The 26,278-nt window shown below is 69.4% G+C and carries 18 protein-coding genes; 5 read left to right on the forward strand and 13 right to left on the reverse strand.

Going from position 1 to position 26,278, the window contains the following annotated elements:
• Positions 1 to 4 precede the first annotated feature (4 nt).
• Positions 5 to 1,570 (reverse strand): murein biosynthesis integral membrane protein MurJ, encoded by a 1,566-nt coding sequence (gene murJ, locus I5731_RS12385; RefSeq protein WP_197311685.1) that lies wholly within the window; start codon positions 1,568 to 1,570, stop codon positions 5 to 7.
• A 220-nt stretch (positions 1,571 to 1,790) separates the two neighbouring features.
• Positions 1,791 to 4,589, reverse strand: a complete 2,799-nt coding sequence (locus I5731_RS12390; RefSeq protein WP_197311686.1) for a [protein-PII] uridylyltransferase — start codon at positions 4,587 to 4,589, stop codon at positions 1,791 to 1,793.
• Positions 4,590 to 4,739: 150 nt separating this feature from the next.
• On the opposite strand from I5731_RS12390, the gene I5731_RS12395 reads away from it, so the two are divergent.
• The gene (locus I5731_RS12395) at positions 4,740 to 5,138 is read left to right on the forward strand and encodes an ester cyclase (RefSeq protein ID WP_197311687.1); all 399 of its coding nucleotides are present in this window, start codon (positions 4,740 to 4,742) and stop codon (positions 5,136 to 5,138) included.
• An 18-nt stretch (positions 5,139 to 5,156) separates the two neighbouring features.
• On the opposite strand, the gene I5731_RS12400 is transcribed toward I5731_RS12395, so the two are convergent.
• From I5731_RS12400 to I5731_RS12425, 6 genes are all read right to left on the reverse strand, one after another.
• Positions 5,157 to 5,804: a hypothetical protein gene (locus I5731_RS12400; protein WP_197311688.1), complete on the reverse strand. Its 648-nt coding sequence runs from the start codon at positions 5,802 to 5,804 to the stop codon at positions 5,157 to 5,159.
• 95 nt (positions 5,805 to 5,899) lie between these two features.
• Positions 5,900 to 8,656, reverse strand: coding sequence for a DNA mismatch repair protein MutS (mutS, locus tag I5731_RS12405; protein ID WP_235981729.1), 2,757 nt, complete (start codon positions 8,654 to 8,656; stop codon positions 5,900 to 5,902).
• A 325-nt stretch (positions 8,657 to 8,981) separates the two neighbouring features.
• A complete protein-coding gene (locus tag I5731_RS12410; RefSeq protein WP_197311689.1) occupies positions 8,982 to 10,550 on the reverse strand; it encodes a GMC family oxidoreductase in 1,569 nt (522 codons plus the stop codon).
• Positions 10,551 to 10,637: 87 nt separating this feature from the next.
• The gene (locus I5731_RS12415) at positions 10,638 to 11,213 is read right to left on the reverse strand and encodes a twin-arginine translocation signal domain-containing protein (protein WP_235981730.1); all 576 of its coding nucleotides are present in this window, start codon (positions 11,211 to 11,213) and stop codon (positions 10,638 to 10,640) included.
• A gap of 117 nt (positions 11,214 to 11,330) precedes the next feature.
• Positions 11,331 to 11,726, reverse strand: a complete 396-nt coding sequence (locus I5731_RS12420; protein WP_197311690.1) for a VOC family protein — start codon at positions 11,724 to 11,726, stop codon at positions 11,331 to 11,333.
• A gap of 121 nt (positions 11,727 to 11,847) precedes the next feature.
• Entirely contained in the window at positions 11,848 to 12,159 is a 312-nt protein-coding gene (locus tag I5731_RS12425) for a ribbon-helix-helix domain-containing protein (protein ID WP_197311691.1), read from the reverse strand.
• 276 nt (positions 12,160 to 12,435) lie between these two features.
• Between I5731_RS12425 and I5731_RS12430 the strand changes: the two genes are divergently transcribed.
• Positions 12,436 to 13,287: a prohibitin family protein gene (locus I5731_RS12430; RefSeq protein ID WP_328838728.1), complete on the forward strand. Its 852-nt coding sequence runs from the start codon at positions 12,436 to 12,438 to the stop codon at positions 13,285 to 13,287.
• A gap of 9 nt (positions 13,288 to 13,296) precedes the next feature.
• Here I5731_RS12430 and I5731_RS12435 read toward each other — a convergent pair whose 3' ends face one another.
• Both I5731_RS12435 and I5731_RS12440 read right to left on the reverse strand, forming a co-directional pair.
• Positions 13,297 to 16,089, reverse strand: coding sequence for a bifunctional diguanylate cyclase/phosphodiesterase (locus I5731_RS12435; RefSeq protein ID WP_197311693.1), 2,793 nt, complete (start codon positions 16,087 to 16,089; stop codon positions 13,297 to 13,299).
• Positions 16,090 to 16,349: 260 nt separating this feature from the next.
• On the reverse strand, positions 16,350 to 17,561 hold the full coding sequence (locus I5731_RS12440; RefSeq protein ID WP_197311694.1) for a hypothetical protein: 1,212 nt from the start codon (positions 17,559 to 17,561) through the stop codon (positions 16,350 to 16,352).
• A gap of 219 nt (positions 17,562 to 17,780) precedes the next feature.
• On the opposite strand from I5731_RS12440, the gene I5731_RS12445 reads away from it, so the two are divergent.
• Positions 17,781 to 20,066: an NADP-dependent malic enzyme gene (locus I5731_RS12445; RefSeq protein WP_197311695.1), complete on the forward strand. Its 2,286-nt coding sequence runs from the start codon at positions 17,781 to 17,783 to the stop codon at positions 20,064 to 20,066.
• Between the two features lie 548 nt (positions 20,067 to 20,614).
• On the opposite strand, the gene I5731_RS12450 is transcribed toward I5731_RS12445, so the two are convergent.
• On the reverse strand, positions 20,615 to 22,495 hold the full coding sequence (locus I5731_RS12450; protein ID WP_197311696.1) for a tetratricopeptide repeat protein: 1,881 nt from the start codon (positions 22,493 to 22,495) through the stop codon (positions 20,615 to 20,617).
• Positions 22,496 to 22,622: 127 nt separating this feature from the next.
• On the opposite strand from I5731_RS12450, the gene I5731_RS12455 reads away from it, so the two are divergent.
• Both I5731_RS12455 and I5731_RS12460 read left to right on the forward strand, forming a co-directional pair.
• Positions 22,623 to 22,952 (forward strand): hypothetical protein, encoded by a 330-nt coding sequence (locus I5731_RS12455; RefSeq protein WP_197311697.1) that lies wholly within the window; start codon positions 22,623 to 22,625, stop codon positions 22,950 to 22,952.
• A gap of 317 nt (positions 22,953 to 23,269) precedes the next feature.
• Complete coding sequence (locus I5731_RS12460) at positions 23,270 to 24,463, forward strand: magnesium transporter CorA family protein (RefSeq protein WP_235981731.1); 1,194 nt, start codon at positions 23,270 to 23,272, stop codon at positions 24,461 to 24,463.
• A gap of 43 nt (positions 24,464 to 24,506) precedes the next feature.
• Here I5731_RS12460 and I5731_RS12465 read toward each other — a convergent pair whose 3' ends face one another.
• Both I5731_RS12465 and I5731_RS12470 read right to left on the reverse strand, forming a co-directional pair.
• A complete protein-coding gene (locus I5731_RS12465) occupies positions 24,507 to 24,911 on the reverse strand; it encodes a VOC family protein (RefSeq protein ID WP_197311698.1) in 405 nt (134 codons plus the stop codon).
• Between the two features lie 63 nt (positions 24,912 to 24,974).
• Positions 24,975 to 26,048, reverse strand: a complete 1,074-nt coding sequence (locus I5731_RS12470; RefSeq protein ID WP_197311699.1) for a YeeE/YedE thiosulfate transporter family protein — start codon at positions 26,046 to 26,048, stop codon at positions 24,975 to 24,977.
• Positions 26,049 to 26,278 lie beyond the last annotated feature (230 nt).

Below are 26,278 nucleotides of genomic sequence, written 5' to 3' on the forward strand. Positions count from 1 at the left end.
GTGTTCACCCCCGCCGGCGGCGTCTGAGCAGGCCGAGGAAGCGGCGGGCGTCGACGACGCCGGTGACGTGGACCACGACGGCGTAGACGAGGCCGGCGCCGAGGCAGAGGGCGCCGAGTGACGCGACCGAGAGCTCTAGGTCGGGCGAGCCGATCCAGCCGGCGAGGCGCCACGCCCCGAGAGACAGCACCGCCCCCATCAGGGCGGCGGCGAGGGTGAGCAGCGGCAGCCGGCGCAGCGCGGTGCCGTCGAGCCGGAACCAGCCGCGGCGCCAGAGGCCGCCGGCGAGCAGGCCCGCGTTGACCCAGCCCGACAGCGAGGTCGCGATCGCGATGCCGACATGGGCGAACACCGGGAACAGCGCCAGCGAGGCGACGATGTTCACCGCGATCGAGACGCCGGAATAGATCATCGGCGTCTTGGTGTCCTCGCGGGCGAAGAAGCCCGGCGACAGCACCTTGATGAGCACGAAGGCCGGCAGGCCGATCGCAAAGCCCGCGAGCGCCGCGGCGGTCGCCGCGGTGTCCTCGGCCGTGAAGGCGCCGCGCTCGAACAGGACGTGGATGATCTCGGTCGGGATCACGGCCAGCGCCACGGCCGCCGGCAGCGTCAGCGCGGTGGCGAACTCCAGCGCGCGGTTCATGCTGGTCGAGGCGGTTTCCGGCGTCGCCGAGCGCAGCTGGCGCGAGATGTCGGGCAGGAGCACGACGCCGATCGCGACGCCGACGACGCCGAGGGGCAGCTGGTAGAGCCGGTCGGCATAGGCGAGGTAGGAGACGGCGCTCTCCTGCATCGAGGCGATCGCCGTGCCGATGACGATGTTGACCTGGGTGATGCCGCCGGCGAGCAGGCCGGGCAGCCCGAGCGCCAGCAGGCGGCGGACGTTCACCGTCATGCGCGGGCGCACGAGGCGCGGCATGACACCGAGCATCCTGAGCCCGAACCAGACCGCGCCGAGCTGGGCGATGCCGGCGATGAACACCGACCACGACAGCACCACCGCCGCCTCGCGGCCGCCTTCCGACCCCTGCCACCAGATCAGCCCCATGCCGGCGATCAAGAGCACGTTGAGCAGCGACGGCGCGAAGGCGGCGAGCGCGAAGCGGCCGTAGGTCTGCAGCATGCCCGCCACCATCGCCGTCAGCGACATGCAGGCGAGATAGGGGAACATGATGCGGGACAGCTCGGTGGTGAGCGCGAACTTTTCCGCGTCGCTCGCAAAGCCCGGCGCCAGCACCCAGACGAAGCCGGGCGCGGCAATGAGCGCCACTGCGGTGAACAGGCCGAGCACCAGCAACAGCCCGGCGAGGATCTCCTCGGCGAAGCGCCGCGCCCCGTCGTCGCCATCCTCCTCCACCGCGCGGGCGAACAGCGGCACGAAGGCGGAGTTGAACGCGCCCTCGGCGAACAGCCGCCGGAACAGGTTCGGCAGGCGGAACGCGACGAAGAAGGCGTCGGCGGTCGGCCCCGAGCCGAGCATCATCGCCATGACGACGTCGCGCACAAAGCCGAGCAGCCGGCTCGTCAGCGTCGCCATGCCGACGGTGGCGAAGTTGCGGAAGAGGTTCATGCGGGGACGCGGGGGGTGGGACGGGGGCGGCTTGTCGGAATGCGGCGGGCGCTGAGACCGCGGACAGTCCCCCCCTCCCCGGCCCTCCCCCTCGAGGGGGGAGGGGGTCGTGTGGCGCGGCCCATCGATTGTCGTCCCCTCCCCCCTCGAGGGGGAGGGACAGGGAGGGGGGGACTCGCGGCCGGGTGGTGCGTTGCCAGGGCAATAGTCAAGCCGGTCCTCATCCCACTGCCACCTTGCGCGCGGGCGCCTTCGCCTCCGGTTCGGTGCCGTTGAAGGCGTGGGTCAGGCGGCGGCGGATCGCGGCCTGGCGGCCTGAAGAGAGGATCTTCTGGCCGAGCAGGTCGGTGACGTAGAACACGTCGACCGCGCGCTCGCCGAAGGTCGCGACATGGGCCGAGGTGATGTTGAGGCTGAGGTCCGAGATCGCGCGGGTGAGGTCGTAGAGCAGGCCGGGGCGGTCGAGGCCGGAGACCTCGATCACCGAGAAGCGGTCGGAGAGCGAGTTGTCGAGCGTCACCTGGGTTTCCAGCACGAAGGCCTTCGACGGCCGCTTGCTGCCGACCACCTTGCGGGCGATCGTCTCGGGCAGCTTCTCGCGCCCTTCGAGGGCGGCCTCGATCAGCCGGGTGATGCGCTCGGCCCGGCGCAGTTCGTCCTCGTCGTGCTGCAGCTCGCGCGAGACGACGATGGTGTCGAGCGCCATGCCGTCGGTGGTGGTGAAGATCTGCGCGTCGACGATGTTGCCGCCGGCGACCGTGCAGGCGCCGGCGATGTTCGACAGGAGCCGGGGATGGTCTGGGGCGACCACGGTGATCTCGGTGACGCCCTCGAACGGCTTCGTCTCGTAGCGCGTCGCGAGGCGGCGGCCCTCGCGGTCGGCACTGCGGATCAATGCCGCGTGGTCGAGCTTCGAATCGATGTCGACGCGTAGCAGGTAGGGCGGATAGTGGCGGGCGAGATAGCGCTCGCGCTCGTCCGCCGGCCAGTCGGCGAGCGCGAAGTCGAGTTCACGCCGGGCGCTCTCGATGCGCTTCTCGCGGGCGAGCTGCGAATGGCCGCCGAGCAGATAGGGCTCGGTCTCGTAGTAGAGCGTGCGCAGCAGCTGGCCCTTCCAGCCGGTCCACACCCCCGGGCCGACGCCGCGGATGTCGGCGATGGTGAGAATCAGCAACAGCTTCAGCCGCTCCAGCGTCTGCACCACGCCGGCAAAATCGCGGATCGTCTTGCGGTCGGCGAGATCGCGCGACTGCGCGGTCATCGACATGGTGAGGTGCTGCTCGACCAGCCAGGCGATCAGGTCGGTCTCGGCCGGCGTGAAGCCGAAGCGCGGGCTGAGCTTGCGCGCGACCTTGGCACCGGCGACGGAATGATCCTCCGGCCGGCCCTTGGCGATGTCGTGCAGGAACAGCGCGAAATAGAGCGCGGTGCGGTTCTGGATGCCGGACTTGAAGATCTCGGTCGCGAGAGGATGGCTCTCCTGGATGCGGCCGTTCTCGATGTCGGAGAGGATGCCGATGCAGCGCAGCGTGTGCTCGTCCACCGTATAGTGGTGGTACATGTTGAACTGCATCATCGCGACGACCTTGCCGAACTCCGGCACGAAGCGGCCGAGCAGGCCGACCTCGTTCATCGCGCGCAGCACCGCTTCGGGCCGCCGCGGCGAGCAGAGGATCTCGAGGAACAGCCGATTCGCCTCCTCGTTGTCGCGCAAGGCGGCGTCGACGAGACGCAGCGAGCGGGTGATCAGCTTCAGCGCGTCGGGGTGGAAGGCGATGTCCTCGCGGTCGGCGACGTGGAAGATGCGGATCAGCTCGACCGGGTCGCGCTCGAAGACGCGGTCGTCGGCGACCATCAGGCGATCGTTCTCGATGAAGAAGCTGGCCGAGCCGGCGAGCGGGCGCCGCTTTTTCCGGGCGAGCCGGCCGAGCACGCGGTCGAGCATCGGCGCGGATTTCGCGTGGTTCACTTCCAGCGCCGAGCAGAAGATGCGGGTGAGGTCGCCGACGTCCTTCGCGACGAGGAAATAGTGCTTCATGAAGCGCTCGACGTCGGTGAGGCCCGAGCGGGCCTGGTAGCCGAGCAGCCGGGCGATCTCGCGCTGCACGTCGAAGGTGAGCCGGTCCTCGGGCTTGCGCGTCACGAAGTGCAGGTTGCAGCGCACCGCCCAGAGGAAGTCCTCGCATTTCCGGAAGCGGGTGTATTCGGCACGCGAGAACACGCCGCGGGCGACGAGTTCCTCGCCGCTGCCGACCTCGTAGAAATATTGCGCGATCCAGAACAGCGTGTGCAGGTCGCGCAGGCCGCCCTTGCTCTCCTTGACGTTCGGCTCGACCAGATAGCGCGACTGGCCCTGGCGCCGGTGGCGCTCGTCGCGCTCCTGCAGCTTCGCCTGGATGAACTCGGTGCCGGTGCCGGCGACGACCTCGGCGGCAAAGCGCGCGGTGAGTTCCTTGAACAGGCCGTCGTGGCCGCAGATGCGGCGGGCTTCGAGGATCGAGGTGCGGATCGTCATGTCGGCGCGCGACAGGCGGATGCACTCGTCGACGCGGCGGGTGGCGTGGCCGACCTTGAAGCCGAGATCCCACAGCACGTAGAGCATGTATTCGACGACGCTCTCGCCCCACGGCGTCTGCTTGTAGGGCAGCACGAACAGGAGATCGATGTCGGAGCCCGGCGCCAGCGTGCCACGGCCATAGCCGCCGACGGCGCAGATCGACATGTGTTCGGCGGCGGAGGGGTTGTCGACCTTGTAGACCCGGGCGATCGCAAACTCGTAGACGACGCGGATCAGCGTGTCGGTGAGGTGCGACAGGCGGCGGGCGCAGAGCAGGCCCTTGCGGTCGGACTGCAGCAGCGCGCGCGCCCGGTCGCGGCCGTCGGCGTTCGCCTGCTTCAGCAGCGCGACGACGCGGGTGCGGGCGTCGGCCAGCGTCGACGTTTCGCGGTAGGCGAGTTCGATCTCGTCACGCAGCCGGGCCTCGTCGATGATGTCGTCGAAATCGCTCGCTCTGCTCATGACCGCCTTCCGCTGAACGGGCGCGACCCTAACGCGGAAGTCCCTAGGATTCCACTAGCGGCGCGGGCCGTTGCGGGCGGGCGGCGGGCTTGCCGGCCCCTGCCCGTCCCCCTACTCTCCGCCCCTTGCGATCAAGACCGGAGCCGCCCGTTGCCGAACGCCGAAACCGAGCTCGCGGGCCGCTACCGCGCCTACATCGCCTGCTTGAACGCGCAGGACTGGCCGGCACTCGGCCGCTTCGTGCATGACGACGCCCGGCACAACGGCCGCCGCTTCGGGCTCGCCGGCTACCGGGCGATGCTGGAGCAGGATTTCCGAGAGATTCCCGACCTCCGCTTCGAGATCGGCCTGCTGGTTTGCGAGCCGCCGCACGTCGCGAGCCGGCTGCTGTTCGACTGCACGCCGACGGCCAAGTTCCTCGGCCTCGCCGTCGGCGGGCGCCGGATCGCCTTCACCGAGAACGTGTTCTACCGCTTCGAGGACGGGCTGATCATCGACGTCTGGTCGGTGATCGACAAGGCGGCGATCGAGGCGCAGCTCCAGGGTTGAGGGGCGGCGGCGCAGCGGTCAGAGGCGATAGAGGATCGTATCCGTCCAGAACCGATCGAGCCGCGCGAGCGTCTGCCTCGCGTCGCCGAGTTCTCCGTGCGAGACGCCGGAAAGGTAATGGACGCTGCGCGTCTGCCGGGTCAGGCCCGCAAGCACGGTGGCGACAGCCTCTTGTCCCCTGGCGGTCAGCTCGATTCTGGTCGAGCGGTCCCGGTCTGTCCAGGTCACGTAGCCCCGCTTTGCGAGACGGCTCATCATCGCCCGACAATTGTTCCAGGTTCCGGCGTATGTCCGCAACAACCGCCTGTCGCCGTTGACCTCGGCGATGTTCAGCAGCAGCAGGCCCTCGGCGCCGCTGAGGTCGTCGCAGCCCGCCCGCTGCAACTCGTCGCAGACCGTGTCGAGCAGGCGGTTGTGGGCGCGCTGCAGCGCCCGCAGCGCCTCGAAGTAATCGGCCGTCACGGCCTCGTCGGCAACCGGGGCGACTGGGGCGACCGGTGCTGCGGGAGGCACATCGGGACCTCCACTCGCCATGGCGCCGGCGGCAGGCGCAGCTGTCGCCGCGACGGCCGGCGCGGCAAGGGCGGCGGCGCCGAGGCCGGCGAGCAGGGTTCGGCGGGAGAGGCCGGATTCGGCGGCGGCGTCGTGATCGGCGTTGTGGGACATGGGTGCCCTCCCGGCTTCGGCATGGTGAACGGCCATGATGCCGCCCCGCCGATTCGCCGGCAATTCACGATCCGGCCCGCGATCCGAAAAGCCCCTCAGCCCTCGTCCCGCGCCCGTTCGGCCTTCAGCCGGTAGAGCGCCTCCAGCGCCTCGCGCGGGCTCATGTCGTCGGGGCGGAGGCCGTCGAGCAGGGCGAGCACCGGCGGGGGTGGGGCGTCGGGGGCCGGCGCCGCGGCGCGGCGGCGGGCGGCGGTGAACAGCGGCAGGTCGTCGATCAGCGAGGCCGGGGCGTGGCCGCCGGATTTCTCGAGCTCCGTCAGCACGGCCTTCGCCCGCTCGACCACCGCGGCCGGCAGACCGGCGAGCTTTGCCACCTGGATGCCGTAGGAGCGGTCGGCGGCGCCGGGCACGATCTCGTGCAGGAAGACGACGTCGCCCTTCCATTCCTTGACCTTGACGGTGGCGTTGACGACGCGCTCCAGCCGCTCCGACAGGGCGGTGAGCTCGTGGTAGTGCGTCGCGAACAGGGCGCGTGAGCGGTTGACGGCGTGGAGGTGCTCCACCGTCGCCCAGGCGATCGACAGGCCGTCGAAGGTGGCGGTGCCGCGGCCGATCTCGTCGAGGATGACGAGGGCGCGCGGGCCGGCCTGGTTGAGGATCGCCGCGGTCTCGATCATCTCGACCATGAAGGTGGACCGGCCGCGCGCGAGGTCGTCGGCGGCGCCGACGCGGCTGAACAGGCGGTCGACGACGCCGATGTGGGCCGCCGCCGCCGGCACGAACGCGCCCATCTGCGCCAGCACCGCGATCAGCGCGTTCTGGCGCAGGAAGGTCGACTTGCCGGCCATGTTGGGGCCGGTGACGAGCCAGATCCGCCCGCCCTCCCCCGTCGTCGACGCGGCCGCGGCCCCCGGCGCCGCGCCGAGGTCGGCGTCGTTGGCGACGAAGGACTGGCCGTCTTCCGCCAGCATTTCTTCCACCACCGGGTGCCGGCCGGCGGTGATGCGGAAGGCGCCGCTGTCGTCGACCTTCGGCCGCGTCCAGCGCCGGGCATCGGCGAGCGCCGCAAGGCCGCTCGCGACATCGAGCGCGGCGAGCGCCTCGGCGGCGCGCTTGATGCCGGCGCCGGCGGCGATCACCGCGGCGGTGAGATCGTCGAAGACGGCGAGCTCGATCGCCGTCGCCCGTTCGCCGGCGCTGGCGATCTTCCCCTCCAGCGCGCCGAGCTCGACAGTGGAGAAGCGCACCGCGCCGGCCATGGTCTGGCGGTGGATGAAGGTGGCGTTGAGCGGCGCCGACAGCATCGCCGGCGCATGCTGCGGGCCGACCTCGACGTAGTAGCCGAGGACGTTGTTGTGGCGGATCTTGAGGCCCTTCACCTCGGCGAGCCCGGCGTAGGTCGCCTGCAGCGAGGCGATCACCTGGCGGCTTTCGTCGCGCAAGGCGCGCGTCTCGTCGAGGTCGGCGCGGAAGCCGGCGCGCACGAAGCCGCCGTCGCGCTTCAGGAGTGGCAGGTCATCGGCGAGCGCCTCAGCGAGGCGGCCGCCGAGATCGTGCGGCGCGGTGCCGAGCGCGGCCATCGCGGCCGCCACCTCGTCGCCGGGCATCTCGACCTCGACGAGCCGGCCGAACACGCCGACGGCGGCGGCGAGCCCCGCGCCGACGGCGGCGAGATCGCGCGGGCCGCCGCGGCCGAGCGCGAGGCGCGACAAGGCCCGCGCCATGTCGGGCGCCCGGGCGAGACGGCCGGCGACCTCCTCGCGCAGGCTGGAATCGCGCAGGAACAGCTCGACCGCGTCGAGGCGGCGGCGGATCGCCTCCGGGTCGGTCAGCGGGCTCGCCAGCCGCTCGGCGAGCAGGCGGGCGCCGGCGCCGGTAACGGTGCGGTCGATGGTGGCGAGCAAGCTGCCCCGGCGCTCGCCACCCAGCGTCCGGACCAGCTCGAGGTTGGCGCGGGTCGCCGCATCGATCGCCATCGCCGCGCCGCTCGCCTCGCGCTGCGGCGGATCGAGCGGCGGGCGGCGGCCGAGCTGGGTCTTGTCGACATAGGCGACGACCGCGGCGGCCGCCGTCGTCTCGAGCCGGGTGAAGCCGCCGAAGGCGTCGAGGCTGGCGACGCCGAAGAAGCTCGCCAGCCGGTCGCCGGCAGTAGCGCCGTCAAAGAAGGCGCGCGGCACCGGCACGATCGCAGCTCCGGTCGCGGCGCCGATCTCGCGGAAGCGCAGGCGGAAATCGGCTTCGTCGAGCAGGCTGTCAGGGACCAGCAGTTCGCGCGGCTCGACGCGGGCAATGCTTGCTGCCAGCGCCGCCGCGTCGAACTCGGCGAGGCGGAAGGCGCCGGTCGACATGTCGATCCAGGCGAGCGCGAAGCGGTCGCCGCCGCCCTCGCCGCCTTTTGCCCGGGCCAGCGCCGACAGGAAGTTGGAGCGGCGGGCGTCGAGGAGGTTGTCCTCGGTGATGGTGCCGGGGGTGACGAGGCGGACGACGTCGCGCCGCACCACCGACTTTGCGCCGCGCTTCCTCGCCTCGGCGGGGTCCTCGACCTGCTCGCAGACGGCGACGCGGTGGCCGAGGGCGATCAGGCGCTGCAGGTAGTCGTCGGCGGTGTGCAGCGGCACACCGCACATCGGGATGTCGCGGCCGTAGTGCTTGCCGCGCTTCGTCAGCGTGATGCCGAGCGCGCGGCTCGCGACCTCGGCGTCCTCGAAGAACATCTCGTAGAAGTCGCCCATCCGGAAGAACAGCAGGCTGTCCGGGTTGGCGGCCTTGATCTCGATGAACTGCTCCATCACCGGCGTGACATGGCCGGTGACGGGCTCGGCTTCCGGTTCTGGCGGGGCGTGCTCGTTCATCGCGGCGGACCCTAGCAATTTCGGCCGGCCGGTTCACGCGCCGCGGGCGGGTGTCCACAGGGGGAGAGCGGAAATGTCGGGGTGGGGGGAGAGGCTGCGCCCCTCATCCGGCCTTCGGCCACCTTCTCCCGCGAGGGGAGAAGGGAATGGGGCCAGATTCCGGGTGAGGTTTTCGCTCCGAGCACAGACGTCAAATCCCTTCTCACCTTGCGGGAGAAGGTGGCCGAAGGCCGGATGAGGGGCGCGGCGCTGCCTCCTCGCAACCGTCCCCCAAAAAAGTCCGGCCGCCGCGGGAGGGCGGCGGCCGGCAGGGAGAGGACGGGGATCAGATCGTCTTCGCCGACATTTCCTTCGCGATGTAGTCGGCCTGGCGGATGGCGAGGGCGACGATGGTGAGGGTCGGGTTCTCGGCGCCGCCGGTGGTGAACTGGCTGCCGTCGGAGATGAACAGGTTGCCGATGTCGTGGGTCTGCCCCCACTGATTGACGACGCCGTCCTGCGCCCGCGCGCTCATGCGGTTGGTGCCGAGGTTGTGGGTGGAGGGATAGGGCGGCGTCGGCAGGGTGCGGGTGGCGCCGACCGCCTCGTAGATCGCCCGGCCCTGCGCCCAGGCGTGGTTGCGCATGGCGATGTCGTTCGGGTGGTCGTCGAAGTGGACGTTGGCGACGGGCAGTCCGTGCTGGTCGACCGCGCCCGACAGCGAGACACGGTTGGTTTCCTGCGGCATGTCCTCACCGACGATCCACATGCCGGCCATGTGGGTGTAGCTGTCGAGCACCGTGGTGAACTCGCGGCCCCAGCCGCCCGGGTTGAGGAAGGCGGCCATGAAGGGAATGCCGAGCGACAGCGTCTCGAGTTCGTAGCCGGCGACGAAGCCGCGGCTGTCGTCGTGGCGCGCCTCGTCCTGGACGATGCCGGCCATCGTGGTGCCGCGGTACATGTGCACCGGCTTGTCGAACACGCCGTAGACCGAGGCGGTCATGTGGCGCATGTAGTTGCGCCCGACCTGGCCGGACGAGTTGGCAAGGCCGTCGGGGAACATCGACGAGGCCGAGTTGAGCAGCAGGCGCGGGCTTTCGATCGAGTTGCCGGCGACGGCGACGATGCGGGCCTTCTGGCGCTGCTGCTTGCCGTCCTTGTCGACGTAGACGACGCCGGACGCCTTGCCGGAGGCGTCGTGCTCGATCTTCAGCACGTGGCTGTTCGGGCGGACTTCCATGCGCCCGGTCGCCTCGCCCTTCGGGATCTCGGTGTAGAGCGTCGACCACTTGGCGCCCCACTTGCAGCCCTGGAAGCAGAAGCCGGTCTGCTGGCAGGCGTTGCGGTCGTCGCGCTGCACGGAGTTGATCGCCATGCGGCCGGTGTGGACTTCCTTGTAGCCGAGCTTGTCGGCGCCGGCCTTCAGGATCTTGAAGTTGTTGTTGCCGGGCAGGCCCGGCAGGCCGTTGGTCAGCGTGACGCCGAGCTTCGCCTCGGCCTTGTCGTACCAGGGCGCGAGCTCGGCGAGGGTGATCGGCCAGTCGAGCAGGTTGGCGCCGGCGACGTGGCCGTAGGTGGTGCGCGCCTTGAACTCGTGCTCCTGGAAGCGCAGCGAGGCGCCGGCCCAGTGCGTGGTCGAGCCGCCGACCGCCTTGACGATCCAGGCCGGCAAGTTCGGGAAGTCCTTGTGGACGCGCCAGCTGCCCGACGTGGTGCGCATGTCGGTCCAGGCGAGCTGGCCGAAGCTCGCCCACTCGTCGTTGACGAAGTCCTCGTATTCATGCCGCGATCCCGCCTCCAGGATCACGACGTCGATGCCCTTCTGCGCCAGTTCGTTGCCGAGCGTTCCGCCGCCGGCGCCCGAACCGATGATGACGACGACCGATCCGTCGTTCAGATCATAGGGAGCAGCCATGGTTTCCTCGTTTTTTAAATCGATTTAATTCTTGGTCGGATTCCGCCTGACGGGCGGGCTCACGACGGTGCCTGCGAAAGGGACCGGTCAGATCCAGTCGATGTCGTCGAAGCCGCGGTCGATGTAGCCGCCCTTCGAATAGGATTCGCCCTCGTAGCCGAAGATCGTCCAGACATCGGGCTGGTTGTAGAGACCGACGACGAGACCGCCGCGCACCGCCTGGAAGAAGGCGGTGTCGTCGATCGTGCGCAGCAGGGCGACGCGGTCGGCTTCCCACTGCATGCCGAGATAGCCGCCGGCGCCCGCTGCGGTGTCGAGGGTGGCGATGCCGGTTTCGATCAGCGCCTTGTGGCCCTCGTCGGTCGCGGCGGTGTCGTCGTGGCTCTTCACGGCGATCGCGTAGAAGCGGTCGGCAATGCGGTCGTGCGGATAGATGTCGCGGGCGACGGCGATCAGCGTGCGCAGGGTTTCCGGCTTCAGGGCCTTCACCTCGGTCGCCCAGGCTTCGGCGCTGTTCAGCAGCGTTCCGCCGGCGGTGACGGCGATCGCGGTGCCGATGGCGATCTCGGACGAGCGCTGCAGGAAGCGGCGGCGGGAGATCGCGGCGGGTGCCTTGCCGCCGGGGTGCGGGTGGTGGTGGTGATGGTCGTGATGGGCAGTCATCGGGTTTCCTCCGTGGCGCCGGCTGTTTCGCCGGCTGATGGCGACGCTCGGGCGTCGCTCGTCTTGTTGTCGCGTCCGTCGCGGTCGAGGCGGCCCGGCGGCGCCGGGCCGCGGAAGTCAGCGGTAGCGGCCGTGCGCCTGCAGCACCTCGATCTTGTAGCCGTCGGGATCCTCGACGAAGAAGAAGCGCGCCAGCAGCGCACCGTCGCGCTCGAAGGCGACGATCTTGCGCGGCATCAGGCCTTCCTCGGTGAAGCGGGCGTGCTCGGCCTCGAGATCGGCGACCGCGAAGGCGATGTGGCCGTAGCCGTCGCCGAGGTCGTAGGGCGTGGTGCGGCCCTTGTTCACCGTCAGCTCGACTTCGAAGTCGGCGTCCGCATTGCGCAGGTACACCAGCACGAAGTCGGGGAAATCGAAGCGGTCGGCGATCTCCAGCCCGAAGGCACGCCGATAGAATTCGACCGAGCGCGCCTCGTCGAGCACCCGGATCATCGAATGGATTGCCTTCGCCATCGCTCCTCTTTCCCGCAGCGCGGCCGGATGATCCGGCCGTCGGTCCGAGGGAAAGGCTAGCGAAGCATCGCCGCCGCGGGTGTTATCCGGATACTACGGACACCGAAATCCGACGGTTGGCTCAGGCCGCCTCGGCGGCGCCGTCGGTGTCGCAGGCCGCGGCCCCCGCGTAGAGACTGCCCTCCAGCGAGACGAGGCAGACGCAGCGCAGGTGCGAGGTGAAGTTCGGCGCCTCGCCGCGGATCGCCAGCACCTCGCTGTGCAGCGTCGAGATGAACTTCGGCACCGACATGCCCTGCCGGGCGGCCACCGTCTCGAGCACGCCCCAGAAGATCTTCTCGAGGCGGATGCTGGTGCTCTGGCCGTTGAGCCGGATCGAGCGCGTCTCGAAGGCGTAGCTGGCCGGGCACTGGCTGGCGAAGATATGGCACATGGGCGTCTCTCCCCGGGCGCATTGCGCCCTGTTCCCGGGCCACCTTCAGCCGCAACGCGCGGCCGGGCGGCCTCATCGCCGCATTGTCTGACCGCGGCTCAGCTTACAATAGCTCCGAACTGTACGAAGCGCAGCCGTGAGACGGCCATTGTCCGAAATGAGGACAGCGCGTAATCGTTGTTTCGGGCGCCGCCCTTCGCCGGGCACCGCGCCGCGGCCGTTTTCCGGCCGGACCGTATTGCCGTTCGCGATCTATTTTTCCGGGAGAGAATTATGATGTCCCAGCTCCGGCGTTTCGCCGCGATTCCGTTGATCTTGGCCGTGCTGCTGATCCTGTCGGGCAGCTGGTACACGGTCGACCAGGGTGAGGAAGGCGTCGTGCTGCGCTTCGGCGAGACCGTGCGCGTCGCCTCGCACGGGCTCAACTTCAAGGTCCCGCTGATGGAGAGCGTCGTGAAGATCTCGACGCGCTCCGACAGCCGCGTCTACGACGGCGTCGAGAGCTACAGCCAGGATCAGCAGCCGGCCGAGATCCGCATCTCGGTCACCTACCAGGTGCCGCCCGGCGAAACGGCCGCGCTCTATGCGAAGTTCGGCTCGACCGAGGCAATGATGTCGCGCCTGCTCGACCGCAAGCTGCCGCAGGTGCTCAAGATCGTGTTCGGCCGCTTCAGCGCCGCGACCGCGATCGCCGACCGCGGCCGGCTCAACCTCGAGGTCTACCAGGCGCTGATCGCCGGCATCGAGGACCAGCCGGTGCTGGTCGAGGGCGTGCAGGTCGAGGACATCAAGTTCTCGCCGGCCTACGAGCACTCGATCGAGGAGCGCATGCTGGCCGAGGTCGAGGTGCAGAAGCTGCGCCAGAACGCCGAGCGCGAGAAGGTGCAGGCGCAGATCACCGTGACCAAGGCGACCGCCAACGCCGACGCCGTGCGCGCGGCCGCCGAGGCCGAGGCCGACGCGATCCGCCTGCGCGGCGAGGCGGAAGCGGCCGCGATCTCCGCCCGCGGCGCCGCGATCCGCGACAACCCGGGCCTGATCGATCTCACCAAGGCGGAACGCTGGAACGGCCAGCTGCCGACGACGATGGTGCCGAACGGCACCGTGCCGTTCATCGGCGTGCAATAGGCGCGGCCGTCAGCCGGCGGCGGCGGCGCGCAGGCCGAGGAGGCCGGTCTGGATCGGCTCGGGCCGGCCGAGCAGGAAGCCCTGCACCTCGTCGCAGCCTTCGACGGTGAGCATCTGCAACTGATCGTCGGTTTCGACGCCCTCGGCGAGCACCGGCACCTCGAGGCTGCGGCCGAGGGCGAGGATCGCGCGGATGATCGCCTTCGACTGCGGGTTGGAATCGATGTCGTTCATGAAGCTGCGGTCGAGCTTGATCTTGTCGAAGGGGAACGAGCGCAGCGTGTCGAGCGACGAATAGCCGGTGCCGAAGTCGTCGATGGCGATGGTGATGCCGAGCGCCTTGATCTGCCGCAGGATGTGGAGCGCGCGCTCCTTGTCGGCAATGATCGCGGTCTCGGTGATCTCGAGCTCGAGCCGGGCGGGCGCGAGGCCGGTGACGAGCAGCGTCTCGTGCACCTCGCGCACGAGGTCGACATGGCCGAGCTGCAGGGGCGAGAGATTGACCGCGATGCGCTCGCCGCCGTCCCATCTCGCCGCCTCGGCGCAGGCCTCGCGCAGCACCCAGGCGCCGATCGGCACGATCGCGCCGCATTCCTCGGCAATCGGGATGAACTCGGCCGGCGAGATCCGGCCGCGGCGCGGATGGTCCCAGCGCAGCAGCACCTCGTAGCCGGTGACCCGCCCGTCGACGACCGACTTCTGCACCTGGTAGGCGAGCGAAAGTTCGCCGTTCTCCACCGCGTGCCAGAGGTCGGTCGCGAGCGCGCGGCGCTGGCGCGACACCTCGTCCATCCGCGCCTCGTAGAAGCAGACGCGCTCAGCCGGGGCGGCCTTCGCCCGGTACATCGCGAGGTCGGCGTTGTTGATGAGGCTGTCGCGGCTGGCGGCGTCGGTCGGAAACAGCGCGACGCCGAGGCTGGCGCCGGGGGTGATGTCGAAGCCGTCGAGCACGATCGGCTGCGACAGCGCCCGCTCGAGCCGGGCGACGAAGTCGCCGAGGTCCTCGCCCTGGCCGATCGTCTTCATCACGGCGAATTCGTCGCCGCCGAAGCGCGCGGCGAACTCGCCGGCGCCGAGCACCGCCGAGAGGCGGGCGGAGACGATGCGCAGAACCTCGTCGCCGACCGCGTGGCCGCGGGAATCGTTGATGTCCTTGAAGCGGTCGAGGTCGATGCCGACCACCGCGACCCGGCAGCCGTCGCGGCTGGCCAGTTCCAGTTCGTCGTCGAGTCGCTCGTTGAAGGAGGCGCGGTTCGGCAGGCCGGTGAGCCCGTCGTGGCGGGCCATGTGGGCGATCTTCTGCTCCGACCGCCGCCGGTCGGAGATGTCCTCGAAGGTGGTCACCCAGGACCCGTCCGGCATCGGGTTGTTGCCGACCGACAGGGTGCGGCCGTCGTCGAGTTCCTCGATGATGACGCTGCGCCCCCCGCCGGCGATCGCCTTGCGGTGCGCGGCGTAGATGTGGTCGGCCTTTGCGGGCGGGTCCGGCGGCACGCGGGCGAGAGCGACGGCGTGAACGAGGTCGCGCAGCGACAGTCCGGGCTGCACCACCCCGGGCGCGAGGCCGAAGATCTCGGCGAAGCGCGGGTTGGCGAGCACCAGCTTCTCGTCGGCCCCGAACATCGCGAGGCCGTGGCCCATGTTGGCGAGCGCCCGGTCGAGGTTGCGCTGCATCGCCTCCATCTGGTCGGCAGCGAGCTTTTCCGGGGTGATGTCGCGGGTGATCGAGACGAAGCCGGCGTGGCCCCCGCTGCGCGGATCGCGCACCGCGTCGATCACGACATGGGCCCAGAAGCGCGTGCCGTCCTTGCGGACCCGCTCGGCGCGCGCCTCGAACTTGCCCTCGGCGCGGGCGACGGCGAGGGCGCGCTGGGGGGCGCCGCGGACGACATCCTCGGGGGTGTAGAAGACGGAGAAATTCCGGCCGACGATCTCCTCGGCGCCGTATCCCTTCACTCGCGCCGCGCCGACATTCCAGTTCGCGACGTTGCCGCAGGGGTCGAGCATGTAGATCGCGTAATCGGTGACGCCTTCGACCAGCAGGCCGAAGCGGCGCTCGCTCTCGGCGGCGAGACGCTCGGCCTTGCGCAGGATGGTGGCGATCAGCAGGCAGCCGCCGACCACCAGCAGCACCGCTGCCGAAATCGCCCCCGCCATGCCGACCGGCGACAACTGCAGGCCGCTCGGGACGATGCTGGGGTCGGGGCGGATCGTCACCGCGCCCATCGCGGTGAAGTGCAGCCCGACGATACCGCCGGAGAGGACGAGCGCGCCGAGACCCGCGCGGTAGCGGCCGGTACCGATGACGATGATGTCGAGGGCGGCCGAAGCGGCGACCGCGCCGATCGCGATGGCGGCGACGGCGTAGACCGGATCCCACTCGATGCGGCCCGGAAGGTCGACCGCGACCATGCCGACGAAGTGCATCACCGCGATGCCGCCGCCGACGATGGCGCCGCCGGCCGGCGCCGCGTGGCGGCCGGGCAGCGCCAGCGCCACGGCAAAGCCGGCGGCGGGGATCCCGATCGCGATCGCCAGCGACAGTGCCGTCAGACCGGGGTCGAAGACGAACGTGGTGCCGGGGTCATAGGCGAGCATCGCGACGAAGTGCGTCGACCAGATGCCGAGGCCGGCGGTGACGCCCGCGCCGAGCGCCCAGCGCAATCGCGCCGCCGGTGCCATCGTGGTGCCGCGGGCCGCGATGTCGGCGGCGGCGAAGATGGTGAAGAGGCAGATGACGGTCGCCAGGACCAGCAGACCCAGGTCATGCTCGGCAACGATGCAATTGTAAATTCGCAGCATGACGGTTCCGTGCGCAGGCAATGGCGCATAAAAAACATCGGCCGCATTGATATTTGGTTACGTCAGAGCCTTGTTGTCCGGACATTTCCGCGAGCCGCGACGAGGCTCGCGCAGGAGGGCGCAAGACCGCGGGGCGCGCCGCGGGACGATCCGACAGCCCGCGTTCGGTCCGGTTTTCCGGATCCTTCCCGCTCCGGGGCACGTCGCGGTGGACGATTGCGCGGCGACGGTTGCGCCTCGGCGCGCGTACCCGCGCGCGATCAATAACTCGTGAACAGGCCGTCCAGCGTCAGCGGCAGCGTGCCGATGCCGCGCACCAGCACGAGGCGCGGTCCGGACAGCGCATATTCGGCGATCTCGGTGTTGGTCGCGCGCGGGCCGATGTAGAGCCGCCGCTGGCCGATCGCCGGGGTTCCGTCGGCGTTGAAGTGGCGGACGAGGTAGGAGCGCGGCCGGCCGTCGACGGCGCTGCCGTTGTTGGTCCACGACACCGAGAAACGCCCGTCGGGCAGCGCGACCACCTCGGGCGCCACCTGCTCCTCGCGCGTTGCGGCCGTGCCGCGCTCGGGCAGCAGCGGCGCGCCGTTGGCGCCGATCACGCGGTGGCGAATGTCGAAGGCGTCGTCGGCGTTCGTGCTGCCGATCCGCGTCCAGGCGACGGCGACGCGGCCGTTGACGAGCTGCGCCGCCTCGACCTGGAACTGCGCCTGCTGGCCGCCGCTGCCGATCGGCATTGACGCGCTGCTGATACGGGTCGCGGTGGCGGCCGGGCGCCCGGCGGCGCTGACCGGAATCGCGTAGACATGGCCGTCGGTGCGGTTGCGGTGCACGACGAGGGCGCCGCCCGACTTCAGCGCGATGACCTGGAAATCCTGCGCGGCGGTGGCGACGTAGTTTGCCGGCGTGCCCGGCAGGAAGGTCGGGCCGGCGATCGGCTGCAGCGTCGAGGAGACCACCGAGACGGCGAGGCGCTTGGTGACGCCGGCGCTGACGTCGAAGCGGTAGGCGAGCACGATCATGCGCCCCGACGGCAGCACCGCCGCGTCCATGTAGGCCTCGGCAAGCTGCGGCATGACCGGCCGCTCGGCCGCCATCACGCCGGTGCGGGTGTCGCCGGTGCGGCCGATGATGCCCTCGCCGCCGCGGATCCAGAAGCCGGCGACCTTGTCGGTCGCGAGCGGCAGCACGACCGGGTCGAACAGCGCGATCGGCTTGCGGTCGAGCACCAGTTCGCGGCCGGTCGGCCGGCCCGCGGCGGTGTGCTGGCGCACGCGCACGGAGACGTCGACGCCCGAATCGACCTTGGTCCGCGCATAGACGAGCAGGAAGCCGGCGGGGTTGGCGGCGATGTCGCCCGCGGTATCGACCGAGCGGCCGTCGGCGACGGTGAGCGGCGCAGCCTGGAGGGAGACGGGCGCAACGAGGCAGCCGCAGGCGAGCGCCGCCGCGGCGAACAGCCGTGAAATCAACATGATGAAACATCCTCGGGAACCAATGGCGGCACTTTCTCCGCCCACCCCTCGGCCTGTCAACGTCCGTAGTGTTGCGGGTGATGCGACCTTTTATCTCAAATTGTCATATGACTTCACGGGCTTCTCGGCAATTTCCCGCCGCAGCGTTGAGGCGGCGCGGCCGCGGCGTTATGGTCCCGCTCCTTTTCCAACATTAAGAAACAGATAGCGGAGGCTCTGATGGCCGAGACGGGCAACACGGGGGGGCGCAGCGGCCTCAGCTTCACCGAGCAGGAGGCGCTGCTGTTCCACCAGCAGGGCCGTCCGGGCAAGCTCGAGATCGTGCCGACCAAGCCGATGGCGACCCAGCGCGACCTCAGCCTCGCCTATTCGCCGGGCGTCGCGGTGCCGGTGCTGAAGATCGCCGAGGATCCGAGCCTCGCCTACGACTACACGACGCGCGGCAACATGGTGGCCGTGATCTCGAACGGCACCGCCATCCTCGGCCTCGGTAACCTCGGCCCGCTCGCCTCGAAGCCGGTGATGGAAGGCAAGGCGGTGCTGTTCAAGCGCTTCGCCGACGTCGATTCCATCGACCTCGAGGTCGACACCGACGACGTCGATGCGTTCGTCAACTGCGTGCGCTACCTCGGCCCCTCCTTCGGCGGCATCAACCTCGAGGACATCAAGGCACCGGACTGCTTCGTCATCGAAAGCCGCCTGCGCGAGCTGATGGACATCCCGGTGTTCCACGACGACCAGCACGGCACCGCGATCATCGCCGCCGCCGGCATCCTCAACGCGCTGCACCTCACCGGCCGCGACATCAAGGACGCCCGCCTCGTCTGCAACGGCGCCGGCGCCGCGGGGATTGCCTGCGTCGAGCTCGTCAAGGCGCTCGGCATGCCGCACGGCAACGTCATCCTGTGCGACACCAAGGGCGTCGTCTGGCAGGGCCGCACCGAGGGCATGAACCAGTGGAAGTCGGCGCACGCCGCCGTCACCGACCGGCGCACGCTGGCCGAGGCGATGGACGGCGCCGACGTGTTCTTCGGCGTCTCCGCCAAGGGCGCGCTGACGCCGGCGATGGTCGCCTCGATGGCGGCGAACCCGATCATCTTCGCGATGGCGAACCCCGACCCGGAGATCACCCCCGAGGAGGTCGCGGCGATTCGCGGCGACGCCATCATGGCGACCGGGCGCTCCGACTACGCCAACCAGGTCAACAACGTCCTCGGCTTCCCCTACATCTTCCGCGGCGCGCTCGACGTGCAGGCGACGACGATCAACGAGGCGATGAAGGTGGCGGCCGCGCATGCGCTCGCCCTGCTCGCCCGCGAGGACGTGCCCGACGAGGTCGCCGCCGCCTATCGCGGCAACCGGCCGCGCTTCGGCCGCGACTACATCATCCCGGTGCCGTTCGACCCGCGCCTGATCACCACCATCCCCGAGGCGGTCGCCCGCGCGGCGATCGAGACCGGCGTCGCCAAGCGGCCGATCGTCGACTGGGAGGCCTATCGCCACAACCTGTCGGCCAGGCGTGACCCCGCCGCCGGCACGCTGCAGCGCGTGTTCTCCAAGGTGAAGCAGAAGCCGCGCCGCATCGTATTCGCCGAGGGCGAGGAGCCGCAGGTGATCCGCGCCGCGGCGAGCTTCGCCGCCCAGGGGCTCGGCACCGCCGTGCTGATCGGCCGCGAGGCCGAGATCGAAGCGGCCGCGCTCGACGCCGGCATCGATCTCAAGGACGGCATGGTGATGGAGAGCGCCCGCTCGTCAACCCGCACCCGCGCGTATGCCGACCACCTCTATTCCCGCCTGCAGCGCAAGGGGTACCTCTTCCGCGACTGCCAGCGCATGATCAACACCGACCGCAACCACTTCGCCGCGGCGATGGTGGCGCTCGGCGATGCCGACGGCATGGTCTCGGGCGTCACGCGCAACTATTCGGTGGTGCTGGAAGACGTGCGCCGGCTGATCGACCCGAAGACCGGGCAGCGGCCGATCGGCGTCTCGATCGCGCTCTGCCGCGAGCGCACCGTGCTGATCGCCGACACCGCCGTGCACGACATGCCGACCGCGGAAGAGCTCGCCACCATCGCGATCCAGACCGCGCGCTTCGCCCGCCGCCTCGGCCACGAGCCGCGCGTCGCCATGCTCGCCTACTCCACCTTCGGCCATCCGCACGGCGAGCGTTCGGAGCGGGTGCGCGAGGCGGTGGCGATCCTCGACAGCGCCCGCGTCGACTTCGAATACGACGGCGAGATGGCCGCCGACGTCGCGCTCGACCCCGACAAGATGGCGCTCTACCCGTTCTGCCGCCTGACGGGCCCGGCCAACGTGCTCGTCATGCCGGCGTTCCACTCCGCCTCGATCGCCACCAAGATGCTGCAGGAACTCGGCGGCTCCACCGTCATCGGCCCCCTCCTGATCGGCCTCGACCGCCCGGCCCAGATCGTGCCGCTGGGGGCGAAGGTGAGCGACATCGTGAACATGGCGGCGTTTGCGGCGTTCGACGCGGCGGGGTGAGGGGGGAGTAGGGTCGGGGCCGTTCGCGCCGGCCGGTTTGCGGGGGTGGCGGGGTGGGCTGGTCGTCGCGGTGGCGGCGCCATTCCGTCGGGAGCGCGACGGTTAGCGCCGTGTTGTGGGGCTCACCCCTCACCCTGTCCCTCTCCCACAAGGGGCGAGGGGACGATGGGGGCGCGGCCGCCGTCCCCTGCGAACGTCGCGCCCCGGCGCAGCGGCTTGGGGTGGGCAGCGCCGTGCCGTGGGCTCACCCCTCTGTCCCTCTCCCACAAGGGGCGAGGGGACGATGGGGGCGAGGCCGCCGTCCCCTGCCGGCGCCGCGGCTCGGCGCAGCGGCTGCGGGTGCGCGGCGCTGTGCCGTGGGGCTCACCCCTCACCCTGTCCCTCTCCCACAAGGGGCGAGGGGACGAAAGACGCGCCGCGGTGCGCCCGACAGTGCTGCGCCAGGCCGCAGCGCCGGCCGAAAACGGCGCCGCCGCCCCCATCGTCCCCTCTCCCCCTGCGGGAGAGGGACAGGGTGAGGGGTGGGCCGCATGGCAGGGCGGAGGTGATCAGCCGCCGGCGTCGCGGATCAGCCGCTCCAGCGTCTCCACGAAGTACGCATCCACCGACGCCAGCTTCCCCGCATCGCGCATCTTGATCGCAATCGCCAGCGCCGCCCGGTAGTGCTCTGCCGCCCGCTCCGGCTCGACCGTCGCGAACTTCCAGTAGCTCACGATCAGGTCGCGCTGCCACTCCGCATTCCCCGCGTCCCGAGCCGCCAGGCGCTCCCGGATCTCCAGACCCTCACGGTAAGCCTTCAACGCTCCTCCATGATTCTCATCCGTTGCCAACATGTCGCCAATCTGCTCATGCGATGCCGACAGATCCCGCTGCCAACGAGGGTTCTCCGGGTCCTCCGTGGAGAGGCGCTTAAAGATGGCCAGGCATTTGGTGTACTCACTCAGCGCAGCTGCGCGATCCCCTTCGGCCTCGATCATTAGGCTGACGTAAGCATGTGAGACGGCGATGATGTGCTGATCGCCGGCTCGCTCGGCAGCGCTGATCGCGGATCGATAGGCGATCTTCGCGCGGCCAACAGCGCCGATCTGCCGCAAGAGGTTGCCAAGATCGTGCCAAACTCCGGCTGCATCCGGGTCGAGAGCCAGCCCGGTTTCGAGGTTGGTGATGGCCGCGTCATGATCGAAGACCGCGCTCTGGATCGCTGCCATCTCGAAGTAACCGCGAGCTCGGCCTCGCGCCATTTCGTCAAGGTGAGCCTTCGCCTTTTCTTCGGCGACGAGTGCCCACGCGTAAGTTTGGTCGACAGCGAGCGCTCGTTCAATGATGGCAATCGCGCTCGAGACATCAATGGTCGATAGCTTTGAGCGAGCCTCCATTATTGCACGATCGATTGCAGAGCGATCTTTCTGAAATTTTAGGGAGAGCGAACGGTTGAGGAGATTGTTAAACGCAGCAGCTAGAAGCGCATTTGTCAGTGGCGCACTTTGATGGCCAAGGCGCTGCAAAATAGGTGCAATTTGTTCGATCGACATATGCCGCTCAGCTGCGATAGATTCAGCAATTCTGAGCTGCCCCTCCGTCAATGCTTCAAGTTTGTGCCCGTGATCCTTGAGTTGGCTGATTATTATTTCTATCTTCCCCCCGATTTTCCCAAGCTCGGCAATCAATCCGCCGATGTCCGCTCGCAGCGCAGCTAATTGTTCGGCAGTCCAGATCGCAGTGAAGACAGGGTTAGACTTCATGGCCGCGGCCCCGCAGCGCAAAAAGTACTCAAACCAGCCAGGATCGATTTGACCGCGAAACCGTCGGACAAAAGTGTTGGATAGTTCCTCTTCAGGGACGACGAGTGCCAGTTCGGCAAGCACCGCGTCTTCGATCCCAATGCGCGTGACGGCAATCTCTTCAACTGACGTGCCGCGCGCCGCCAGTCCTTGCAAGAATGCCGGCGACAGGCGGGTGAAGACCTCTCGCTCGAGTGCGCTTGCAACGCTTCCCGAATTATCCAATGTAATCAACGCCCTGCGCGATCTGGCTATAAATTCAGTCACCACATCGGAAATCCGCCTGGCCTCAGCCTGACGGTGGGGATCGGGGTCCCCTGCCCAATCTTTATCAAATCCGTAAACTACGACAGCAAGCGCATCGAGATGTGCCGTACGAAGGGCAAAAAGTACGTGATGGTTGCGGTCTGCTGTAGGATGTCGACTGAATATAATGGCAGCAACTCGTTTATCTGCCTCACTAAAAGCTTCGTGAGCAAGATTTCCAGCTATCGCCGCGCAAAAGCTGCCCAACAAGCCAAGGGCGACAGACCCATCCGGCGGAGCCGCGACAACGGCACCGGCGAGACCAAGTGGCAAGGCGAATAGCGATTTTTTCAGCATCATCGTCGGAGACGGGGCGCGAAATTGGCTCTTATAGCGATACAATGACGGCTGTCATGCGCATATGCAACTATGTCGCGCAAGGTGATTAACCCTTTCTTCACCTTGCGCTTTCTTTTCCCTATCGCCGTGCCATCCTGCCCGCTTGGCAGCATTTGCCGAGGACAGCGCCATGAGTATCGAGAACGAGACGCCGCTGACCGGGATGACCGTGGACGGCCGTGACGAGCGGCCCGCGACTTCCCCCCTCCCCGCCCCCGACGATCGCCGCGCCATGCGGCGCCGGCGGGTGCTGAAAGGGGGGCGGGTGGAGAGTGTGGGGGATCTGCTCAGGCTCGACGTGACGGTGCGGGATCTGGCGCCGGGCGGGGCCGGGATCCGGTTCGGGGATCTTGCCATGCTGCCGGCGCGGTTCGAGTTGACGCTGGTCGGCGATGCCGTGCCGCGGAGTTGCGTCCGCGTGTGGACGCGCGGGCTCGACGCCGGGGTGCGGTTCGTCTGAGCGGGTGCTTCAGGCGGTCGCGGTGAATTCGGGCCGCCGCGCGCGGGCGTCCCGGCGCTGACGCCATGCCCCGCCCTCCCCCGCCGTCGCCCTGCCCGCCCCGCGTTGCTGCATTGCACGTCACCGATTGACACCTTGGCCGTTTCCGCCCATTTCAGCGGGGCGGCGAGGCCTTGCTCCTGCCGTTCCACCAGAGGATCCAGCCCGTGAACCCCGACAGTCGAAGTCGTCCTTCGGCGTCGCCGGAGCGCGGAGCCCGCTGACAGCGCGGGGCTCCCGCCGGCAGGCGCCGCCATCGGCGACGAGGAGCCCCATCGATGCTGCAGATCTACCGGCACGCCGACACCTGCCTGATGCTCAGCCCAAAGCGCGCCGAAACGCCCGGCGATGCGCCGTCCACCGGCGTGCGCCCGGACGCGGCCGCCACTCCGGGCGGCACGACGCCGGATGCGCCGAACGCGTTTGACGCGAACGTCGCGGCGGAGACGCTGAGCACGCCGCGTCCGGACGACGCCAGCGAAATCCCCGCCGGATCGGGCGCAGGCGCCGCCGCGGACAATCCCGCCGCCGACGCCCGAATTGACGCCGCCAGCGACGCCCGCGTCGTCTGGTACGACCTGCAGCGCCCGTCGCCGGCCGAGATCGCCGAGGTCGAGGCGGCGCTCTGCATCCTGCTGCCGACGCGCGAAGAGATGCAGGAGATCGAGGCGTCGGCGCGGCTCTATCACGAGGACGGCGCCGAGTTCCTCACCGTCACCTCGCTCACCGCCGCCGACACCGACGCGCCGGTGAAGAGCCCGGTCACCTTCGTCTTGAAGCAGGGCGCGCTGGTGACGCTGCGCCACGCCGATCCGCGGCCGTTCCGCTCGGTGTCGGCGCGGATGCAGAAGCCGAACGGGCCGTCGGTGCCGAACGGCGAGATCGTGATGCTCGAACTGCTGGAGGGCATGATCGACCGGCTCGCCGACCTTTTGGAGGCTGCCGGCGACGAGATCGACCTCGTCTCGCGCGAGGTGTTCCGCAAGAAGGGCGGCAACGTCAGCAAGAACACGCGCGATCTCGAGGGGCTGATCGAGCGGGTCGGGCGCAAGGCCGAGATGCTCTCGCTGGTGCGCGAAAGCCTCGTCAGCATCCAGCGGCTCTCGACCTACCACCAGGCGGTGCAGGCGGAAAAGCGCAAGCACGGCAAGGAGGCGAAGCTCAGGATGAAGAGCATCCAGCGCGACGTCGCCTCGCTGACCGATCACTCGGCGTTTCTCTCCTCGAAGATCAACTTCATGCTGGACGCGACACTCGGCCTGATCAACCTGCAGCAGAACCAGATCATCAAGATCTTCTCGGTCGCCGCCGTGGTGTTCCTGCCGCCGACGCTGGTCGCGTCGATCTACGGCATGAACTTCGAGGTGATGCCCGAACTCGGCTTCCGCTTCGGCTATCCGCTGGCGCTCGGGCTGATGGTGGTGACCGCGATCCTGCCCTACCTCTACTTCAAGCGGCGCGGCTGGCTCTGACGCCGGCCGCGGACGCGAGGGGACCGGCGCGGCGGGTGCCGGCTCAGCCGTGCACGTGGTCGGGGTTCATCCAGAACGGCTCGAAGATGTGGCCGTCCGGGTCGGCGAAGGCGCGGGCGTACATGAAGCCGTAGTCGGTCGGCTCGTTGATGGCGCTGCCGCCGTTTATCAGCGCCGTCTCGACGAGCTCGTCGACCTTGGCGCGGCTGTCGTAGGACAGGGCGACCAGTACCTCGCTCACCTTGGTCGTGTCGGCGATGGCGCGCGGCGTGAAGCCGAGGAACTTCTCCTCCGTCAGCAGCATCACATAGATCGTCTCGGAGATGACGAGGCAGGCGGCGGTGTCGTCGGTGAACTGCGGGTTGATGTCGTAGCCGAGGGCGCGCCAGAAGGCGATCGACCGCGGCAGGTCCTTCACGGGCAGGTTGACGAAGATCTGGTTGGCCATGCGAGGGGTCCTTCCTTCCGATGCGGCGGGCGGGCTGCCCGGCTGGTCCTGCCAGAATGACGCTCAGCGGGCCGGCGGGCCGACAGGGTGGGCGGAAATTTCCGGGCGCGGGGCGTGTTCGGTGAGGAACAGGTCGTTGCGGCAGGCGACGCGCATCTCGATGCCGAGGAGATGGCGCACGAGCAGCAGCCCGATCGCCGCGCCGGCGAGCAGGCCGAGATAGGCGGGCAAGGCGTGCGGCGACAGGCCGGGCATGCCGTAGAGCACCAGCGCGTCGTTGCCGCCGGGGGCGAGCGCGGTGCCGACCCCCATCGCCGTGCCGCCGGCGAGATGGCGCAGCCACAGCGCGCGCGGCTTCAAATCGGGCCGGAAGCTGCCGCGCTGAAAGGTCGACAGCGCCATGCCGGCGAAGATCGCGCCGATCAGCAGCCAGCGTTCGAGTCCCGGCGGCGGCCGGGCGCCGGCCAGCGCCTCGGCCCCTTGCGCCAGCGTGCCGGTGTAGCCCCACGGCCCCTGGAGGACGAGCACCGCGCCGCCGGCAAGCCCGATCAGCATTGCCGCCGTCGACATGCGGTACTGGCGGGCGCAGACGAGACCCATGATCCCATGCCCGCGCGGCCGGCCGCGCCAGAGGCGGGCGAGTTCGAGGATGGCGAGCAGGCCGAGCAGCGGGACGAGCACCGCGGCGAGGCCGACGACGTGTCCGAGCCCGCCCGGCGCCGGCTTAGGCGGCACGGCGAGGCCGGCGGCGGTGAGGGGCAGGAACAGCAGCGCGCCGAGCGCGAAGCCGAGGATGGTGAGCAGCATGCCGGCCTCGCCGTCGACGAGCCGGGCCATGGTGGAATAGGCACAGGCGCCGTTCAGCCCGGCGCCGAGGCCGAACAGCAGGCCGCCGAGCAGCGCCCAGCCGGTGAGCGCCCAGCCCGGCGGCCCGGCGCCCCCCGTCAGCGCCAGCACCGGCACCGCGACCACCAGCACCCAGAGCGCGGACTTCACCACGCTCGCCAGCATGTAGGCGGTGCGTGCGCTCATCAGCTCCGACACCGCCCGCACCGTGCAGATGCTGGCGCGGTGGGCAGCGAACCCCAGCACCGCGGCGAGCGCGAAGGAAACGGCGAGGCTGAGGATCGGCGACATGCGGAGGAACCCGGGCGGCCGGGAGCCGGAGGCGCCCCGTCGTGGGCGCGAGTGTGCGCGCGTGGCGCGGGCGGGGCAAGGTGGGGTGGCGGGGCTGTGCGGTTGTGGTTGGGTGTCGTGAGTCTGTGCCGCATTGCCTCCCCCCTCCCTGTCCCTTGTAAGTTACCTCTGCCGTCCTCTGGTACAGTGCCAGGTGCGGCGTCGGATGCGCGACCGCCGGTCCCTGGGTC

This window comes from Methylobrevis albus (assembly GCF_015904235.1).
In the GTDB taxonomy this organism is placed as follows: Bacteria; Pseudomonadota; Alphaproteobacteria; order Rhizobiales; family Pleomorphomonadaceae; genus Methylobrevis_A; species Methylobrevis_A albus.